Source organism: Brachyspira sp., assembly GCF_050873525.1.
In the GTDB taxonomy this organism is placed as follows: Bacteria; Spirochaetota; Brachyspiria; order Brachyspirales; family Brachyspiraceae; genus Brachyspira.
Window position 1 is genome coordinate 1 of the sequence record NZ_JBNMIZ010000131.1, and the last position, 7,409, is coordinate 7,409.

7 protein-coding genes are annotated in these 7,409 nt (G+C 29.1%); 5 read left to right on the forward strand and 2 right to left on the reverse strand.

Features of this window, described 5'->3' with window-relative positions:
- The 5 genes from ACR0QS_RS09020 to ACR0QS_RS09040 form a co-directional block, all read left to right on the forward strand.
- Window positions 1–1,533: hypothetical protein (locus tag ACR0QS_RS09020; RefSeq protein WP_432633111.1), on the forward strand; the 1,533-nt coding region annotated here is incomplete at its 5' end.
- A gap of 58 nt (window positions 1,534–1,591) precedes the next feature.
- Window positions 1,592–2,305: a ribonuclease III gene (gene rnc / locus ACR0QS_RS09025; protein WP_432633112.1), complete on the forward strand. Its 714-nt coding sequence runs from the start codon at window positions 1,592–1,594 to the stop codon at window positions 2,303–2,305.
- Between the two features lie 15 nt (window positions 2,306–2,320).
- Complete coding sequence (rpe, locus tag ACR0QS_RS09030) at window positions 2,321–2,971, forward strand: ribulose-phosphate 3-epimerase (RefSeq protein ID WP_432633113.1); 651 nt, start codon at window positions 2,321–2,323, stop codon at window positions 2,969–2,971.
- A gap of 46 nt (window positions 2,972–3,017) precedes the next feature.
- Window positions 3,018–4,367 (forward strand): phosphoglucosamine mutase, encoded by a 1,350-nt coding sequence (gene glmM / locus ACR0QS_RS09035; protein WP_432633114.1) that lies wholly within the window; start codon window positions 3,018–3,020, stop codon window positions 4,365–4,367.
- A 77-nt stretch (window positions 4,368–4,444) separates the two neighbouring features.
- Window positions 4,445–5,104 carry a hypothetical protein gene (locus ACR0QS_RS09040; protein WP_432633115.1) on the forward strand — a complete coding sequence of 220 codons (660 nt, stop codon included), beginning with the start codon at window positions 4,445–4,447 and terminating at the stop codon, window positions 5,102–5,104.
- 14 nt (window positions 5,105–5,118) lie between these two features.
- Here the strand turns inward: ACR0QS_RS09040 and mutL are convergent, their stop codons facing one another.
- Window positions 5,119–6,879 (reverse strand): DNA mismatch repair endonuclease MutL, encoded by a 1,761-nt coding sequence (gene mutL, locus ACR0QS_RS09045; RefSeq protein WP_432633116.1) that lies wholly within the window; start codon window positions 6,877–6,879, stop codon window positions 5,119–5,121.
- A 33-nt stretch (window positions 6,880–6,912) separates the two neighbouring features.
- The gene (locus tag ACR0QS_RS09050) at window positions 6,913–7,338 is read right to left on the reverse strand and encodes a response regulator (protein ID WP_432633117.1); all 426 of its coding nucleotides are present in this window, start codon (window positions 7,336–7,338) and stop codon (window positions 6,913–6,915) included.
- Window positions 7,339–7,409: the final 71 nt, after the last annotated feature.

The following is a 7,409-nucleotide window of genomic DNA, read 5'->3' on the forward strand; positions in this document are numbered from 1 at the left end:
AATAATTTTATTACTTTTTGTATTGATAAAGGAAATATTATATTTGAAGTTAGTGAAGAAAAAGTAAAATATAAAAATAATTCAATGACAACGCAGCTTAATATAAAAAAACTTGGGGAAAAATTTATTAATGGTAGAAGCATTGAGGATTTATCTAATTATTTTAAAAAAGAGATTATTATAGAATTTGCAGATAAAATACTTAAATATATATCTGTAAATATAAATGATAAAAAAATTAATGTAGAAGATTATATAGAGGATAGGGTAAAGAAAAATTATAACCTATCCAATCAAGAAGAATTTAGCGCCGATATGATTATTTGGAATAACGAGATAGATTTAGTAGATAAAAAACATACTTTTATTTTTAACACATCTGGAAATTGTTTGGGAAAAATAAATTCTGGTTCTGCAAAATCAGTCTTTAATTGTCATAGCATATTTTTAACAAGCGATATTTTTACAGATGATTATGAACTAATGGAATTAAATAATAAATGCAAAAAAATTATTGATGAAGTTCAAGAAACATATAAACCCGATTTAGATAAACTACTTTTTAAAATTTTATTAAAAAATAAAGATAATATAGCAGATGAGCTTGCACAAAAAAATAAGTTATTTAACCGTGTAGATGATATGATAAAGGAAAAGATAAAAGAAGCTTATAAAGTTTTAGCAACACCTTTAATGTTTAATAAACACAATATTAATAAAAAAAATATAAACTATTTTAGTAATTCGTTAATGGGCATAATATCTGATAAACATTCTCATACGCTTACAAATTTAGAACTTGTATTTAATTTGAATGAAAATCAAGAAAGTCAAGAGATATTAAGCTATGTAAACCATAATATAGATATACTATCTCTTGTAAAAAAATATAATGATATTATAACAAAACTCGATTTTTTACATCATTTTGAAAATTTAGTATTAAATGAAGGTAAAAATGATACTAAAGAGAGAACGGAACTTCATAAAATTGTAGAAAATAATTTATGGATATTTGGCGAAGAATATTCGGATTTAGATTTTTTTAGCGACCAATCATTAAAAGGTATATTTAAAGAAGTTGGACTTCAGGTAGAAAGTAATCAAGATGAATTAAAAACAATCCCAGATATTTTTATACCAAGAACAAAAGATAACAAACTGATACTTATTGAACTTAAAGCTCCAAAAATAGGAATTAGCCAAACAATTCTTAGCGATGTGCTTAATAAATATATACTTAATATTATTAAAATATTACAAAAGCAGGATAATACTATTAGATTTATAGAAGCAATTTGTGTATCTTCAATGAAACAAGAACATATAGCAAATTTAAATGGAGATAATTTTATAATAAGAGCTATGACATGGAAAGAAATTATAAATGCAAGAAGGAAAGAAAATGAAGAAATAATACAGGATATTAAAAAAGAACTTTCATTATCAAAATATAAAACTATGGAAGATTTCAAAGAAAAAGAAATAAATAAGGATAAAAGTAAATATTTAAAAAAGGTTAGCCATTCTTAATAATATATAAATTAAAATTGATACTTGACTGCATTATTATTCATTGTATTATTAAAGAATGCAAAATGAATATAATAAAAAATACGATATTGAAAAAATCTTAAGAGACTGCCAAAAAAATATAGGCTACGATTTTATAAACGAAAATTATTTGCTCGAGGCTATAACTCACAGAACTTTTGCAAACGAAAATAAATTGGATAAAGAAAAAATAAAATATAATCAAAGACTCGAATTTTTGGGAGACTCGGTTTTGTCGCTTATAATGTCCGAATATCTTTTTAAGAAATATCCTAATTATAAAGAAGGTTTGCTTTCAAAAATAAAATCTTCTCTGGTTTCTTCTCAAATGTTGTCGCAGTTATCGAAAGATTTGAATTTGGGAGATTTTATTTTGCTTGGGAATGGCGAGGAAGTTTCGGGAGGACGCCGTAAAGAAAATATACTTGAAGATTTATTCGAGGCTATAGTCGGCGCGATATATTTGGATTCCAATATTGAAAATGCAAAAGAATTTATAATAAAAGTTTATAAAGATAAATTAAATAATTTGAATATTGAAGATGCTTATAAAGATTATAAAACTATTTTTCAAGAGATAATTCAAAAAAAATATAAAATAAATCCTAAATATCAAACTATTGAAATTGAAAAGAATAAATTTAAATCGGAAGTTTTCGTTAATAATAAAAGTTATGCGGTTGGTTTTGGAAAAAGTAAAAAAGAATCTGAAATGGAAACGGCTAAAAATGCTTTGGATTATATAAAATAAAAATAAGGAAAAATTATGAATAAAATAATTATAGCGCCTTCGATACTAACGGCATCGTTTGGCAATTTGGAAAAAAGCGTAAAAGAACTTGAAGAAGCTGGCTGCGATTATTTGCATTTGGATATAATGGACGGAGTATTTGTTCCGCAGATAACTTTCGGAGCAAAAATTGTCGCCGATATAAAAAAAATAAGCAAAGTTCCGCTGGACGCTCATCTTATGATAGTTCGCCCTGAAAATCATATAGACGATTTTGCAAAAGCTGGAGTCGATATGATAAGCGTTCATTTTGAAAATAATATTCACTTGCATAAACTTCTTATGCAAATAAAATCTTATAATATAAAAGCGGGAGTAGTTTTGAATCCTCATACTAGCGTTGAAAATATCGAACCGATTATTGACTATATAGACAATTTGCTTATAATGTCTGTAAATCCTGGTTTCGGCGGGCAGAAATTTATTGAAAGTTCGATTGAAAAAATTAAGAAAGCAAAAAAACTTATTGGAAATAGAAATATATTTTTATCCGTTGACGGCGGAATAAATTTAAATACTTGCGATAGAGTAATCGAAGCGGGAGCGAATTTTTTGGTTTCTGGAAGCGCTATAATAGACAGCGAAGATAAAAAAGAAGTTATAAAGAAACTTAAAGGAAATAAATAAAAATTAATTAATATAAAATATAAAAAATTATTTACGGGAGATTTTAATGCCAACTTTAAAAATAAGTATATCTGGTATAAGAGGAATAATAGGAGACGGTTTGGATATAAGAACGGTTGTCGATTATACGGCTGCTTTCTCATGTCTTTTTCCTAAAAAAGCTAAAGTATTGGTTGCGAGAGACACAAGACTTACGGGAGACACGATAGCAAATTCTGTAATATCCACGCTGATGGCTTCGGGAATAAATGTTATAGATATTGGAATAACGCCGACTCCAACGGCTTTATATATGGTTGAAAAATTAAAAGCGCATGGCGGAATAATGGTTTCGGCGAGCCATAATCCAATCGAATGGAACGCTTTGAAACTCATAGGAAAAGGCGGAAAATTTTTGGATGAAAAATCGGTTCAAGAATTAAATAAACTTTACGATAAAAAATCCTCAAGATTCGTTAAGGCTTTGGAAACTGGAACTTATCAAAAAATCGAAGACGCTATAGAACAGCATATTAAAAGAATAATCAGATTTATTGATGTGGACAAAATAAAAAAGCGTAATTTCAGAGTGGCATGCGATTATGTCAACGGAACGGGGTTATTTGCGACTCCGAAATTATTAAAGGCTTTGGGAGTAAAAGAAATTTCAATAAATAAAGAACATACGGGAAAATTTTCTCATGTAGCAGAACCTTCGGCAAGCAGTATGAAGAGTCTTTCCGAATTGGCAAAAAAAAATAAAGTCGATATAGGTTTTACTCAAGACCCCGATGCTGACAGACTAGCGATAGTTTTGAATGACGGAACGATTGTAAGCGAAGAATATACTTTGGCTTTATGCGCGAAATATTTATGGAGCGTTGGAAAAGGAAACGCGGCGGTTAATTTATCCACTTCAAGAATGATTGACGATTTGGCAAAAGAAAAAGGCTATTCGGTTGACAGAACAAAAATCGGCGAAATAAATGTTTCTTCTCATGTCGTTAAGAATCGTTTATATTTCGGAGGCGAAGGCAACGGAGGAATAATTGTCCCAGCGGTAAGTCCTGGGAGAGATTCTCTTTTGGGAATAGCTTTAATATTGGAACTTATGGCTAAAGAAAATAAAACGATTAAAGAAATTGTTGCGGAAATTCCAAAATACGAAATCGTAAAAGAAAAATTGGAAGTCGCTAAAATAGACGAAAATTCATTTTTAAAAAATATAAAATCAAAATTTCCGAAATCAAAAATAACCTCTATTGACGGAATAAAAGTCGATTTGGAAAACGGATGGCTTCATGTAAGGAGTTCTAATACCGAGCCGATAGTCAGAATAATAGCGGAAGCGAAAACCAAAAAAGAAGCTAAAGAATTGATAAAAACGGCTATAGATATTATAAAAGTAAAAAAATAATTTACTATTGATAATTAAATTAAAAGATATATCATAAACAAAAAGAAAGGTATAAATAATATGATAAAAAATTTTTGATGAAAATATTAATAATAAGTTTGTTCCCAATACTTCTTTATTCTCAAAGCCAAAATCCGAAAGAAGATTTTAAAGAATTATATTCAAAAATGAAAGAAAAATATTCTTCGATTTATCCGAAATCTTTTTCGTCTTATATAGAAGGAAAAATTGTGGAAAGGCAAATTTCAACGATTCCCGAAAGAAATTATACTTCTTCAAAAGATAAAATTAAATTGAAATTTGTTTTCACGCAGGGAACAAAACCTACAATGACGCTTGAAAATGTCGACAGCTTTTACAGGAATATGTTTGCAATATTTGAGGGAGTTTTGGAAACTACGGGATTTTATGCGGTTGTAGGAAACGCCCAAAATTTCAATTCGTTTTCGGACAAATTTATTTTCGAGGATTTGAGAGAAGAAAAAGAAAAATATAAAGCGGTATTGAGAGCGAAAGGCGAAGACAAAGATTACAGCGTGACTTATACGATAGATAAAGAAAGTTTGCTAATTGAAAAAGCGGAGTATTACAATAAAAAATCCAAAATATACGATGTGGAAATTTTATATACGAATATTGAAAATTATACTTTACCAGAAATTATAAAATTTAGAAGTTCGGACGGAGCGGTTAATTCGGAAATAAAATTTGCAGATATTAAAATTTCTTCAAAATAATTATAAATAAAATTCTATCTAAAAAATTTTCTATCCAAATAATCTTTCGACAATCTTAAAACGAACGGGCGTCCATGCGGGCAGTTGGTTAAAATATTTTCTTTTTCGAGCAAGTCGAGTAAAATTTGAATATCGTTATTTGAAAGTTTATCTCCAGCTTTCGGGGAATATTTGCATGAGATGACGCTGCAAGTATGTTTTATAAGTTTTTCCAAAGAATTATTTTCGCCTTTTGAAATATAAATATCCAAAATATCTTTAATCATTTTTTCTATTTTTTGATTTTTCGGCATATAAATCGGCACTTCTTCGACTATCACGCTGTTTTTTGAATTCGCTTCAAATTTGATTCCGATTGATTCTATAGTTTCTTTATAATTATTCAAAATATCTATTTCATAATCTCTATATTCTATTTCGCATGGAACTAATAATTTTTCGTATTCCAATTTTCCGCTTGTTAAAGTTTTATAGACTCTTTCGTAATTTAATCTTTCGTAAGCGGCATGCTGGTCTATTATAAACATTTCTTCTCCTCTTTCGGCGATTATATAAGAAGAAAAAATTTGTCCTACGGCTTTTGTATATTCTCCGAATTCTCTTTCGGCAACATATTCGCTTATTTTATAAGACTGATAAGAATTGTTATAATTGTTATAGTCATTATAATCGTTATATTTATCGTTATATTTTTCGTTTGTGGAATATTCTTTTATATTTTGAATTTTAAAAGTTGGAGTAGAGTCAATATCCGTTTCTATATTAACCGAACTTAAAGAAACGCCTTCGTTAATCTTATTAAATATTTCGTTATAAATCATTGAAGATATTTCTTTTTCATTTTTTATTCTCACTTCTTTTTTGCTCGGATGAACATTAACATCGATTTTACCGCAGTCAATATTTATATACAAAAAGAAAAAAGGATATCTTTCTCTCGGAATCGCGTTCGAGTAGGCATTTTTTATTGCGTAATAAATAACTCTGTTTTCGATTGGGCGATTATTTAAAAATATAAAATTATTTTTCCGCATAGACTGACTGATTTTTGAATTTGAAAATAAACCGTAAATTGAGATATTTTCTTTTTCAATATTCGTTTCAATAAGATTGGAAAATATATTATTGTCGTTTAAATAATTTTCGATTCTCTCTTTCAAACTATTTACTTTCAAATATGAATGAACAATTTTATCGTTATTTTTTAACTTCATTGAAATGTTGGGCTGAACCAAAGCTTCCATATCGAAAATTTCTTTAATAAGATAAAATTCTCTCGAAGTATGTTTTAAGAATTTATATCTAGCTGGAATATTGAAGAAAAGATTTTTAGCGATTATTTTTGTTCCTTTTGAAGCCGCCGCTGGTTTATGTTCTATTATTTTTCCCGCCTCAACGATTATTTTACCGCCGTTATTTTCGTCTGCGCTTCTTGATACAATTTCCAAATTTGTGACATCCGATATTGAAGCCAAAGCCTCTCCTCGAAATCCCAAAGTGTATATAGAATCCAAATCTTCTATGGAATAAATTTTACTCGTGGCATGATGAGTTATGGCAAGCGGAAGTTCCTCAAACCTTATTCCGTCTCCGTTGTCTTCCACAATCATGCTTTTTATTCCCGCCTCTTCAACGGAAACTTCTATATTGTCAGCTCCCGAATCGATGGCATTTTCCAAAAGTTCTTTAAGCATGGAAGACGGACGCTCTATAACTTCGCCCGCCGCTATACGATTAGCCACAGATTGAGGCAATTTCATTATTTTTTTGTTCATTAGATTTAATTTAATTATTTTAAGGAAAAATTTTTATTTTATATAATCTTCTCTTCCCAAAACTTTTGCCAAATGCTGTATAATTGTCTGTCTTTGAACGGGCTTTACCACATATCCGTCAATTTTAAGTTTTAGGAATTCGCTTAATACTCCCTTATTGGCATAGGAAGTAACGACTATAACTTTTCCCTCGTAATTTAAAGCTCTTATTCTTTTTAGCAAATCGACTCCGTTCATTTGAGGCATTTCAAAATCAATCATTAATATATCGGGCTTGTCCGCGGATTCTTTTAATTGTTTAAGCGCCGACATAGCTCCGTCCGCCTCGAGCATAACATTGAAATCTTCCGAAAGAAGTATTTTTTTTTCGGCTATACGAATTGTGCTTGAATCGTCCACTATCATTACGCTATATTGTTTTCCCGTTTTTGTATTTACTCCAAGCGGATATGATGCCATAATTAATTTCCTTATAATTTATTAATATTCTTTTAATTAAATACTTTAAATATTTTTAATAAATTCTATAG

Excerpts from the sequence above, each read along its gene's own strand:
- rnc (WP_432633112.1), top strand. The coding sequence starts at position 1,592 with ATGCAAAATGAATATAATAAAAAATACGATATTGAAAAAATCTTAAGA.
- rpe (WP_432633113.1), top strand. The coding sequence starts at position 2,321 with ATGAATAAAATAATTATAGCGCCTTCGATACTAACGGCATCGTTTGGC.
- glmM (WP_432633114.1), top strand. The coding sequence starts at position 3,018 with ATGCCAACTTTAAAAATAAGTATATCTGGTATAAGAGGAATAATAGGA.
- ACR0QS_RS09040 (WP_432633115.1), top strand. The coding sequence starts at position 4,445 with ATGAAAATATTAATAATAAGTTTGTTCCCAATACTTCTTTATTCTCAA.
- mutL (WP_432633116.1), bottom strand. The coding sequence starts at position 6,879 with ATGAACAAAAAAATAATGAAATTGCCTCAATCTGTGGCTAATCGTATA.
- ACR0QS_RS09050 (WP_432633117.1), bottom strand. The coding sequence starts at position 7,338 with ATGGCATCATATCCGCTTGGAGTAAATACAAAAACGGGAAAACAATAT.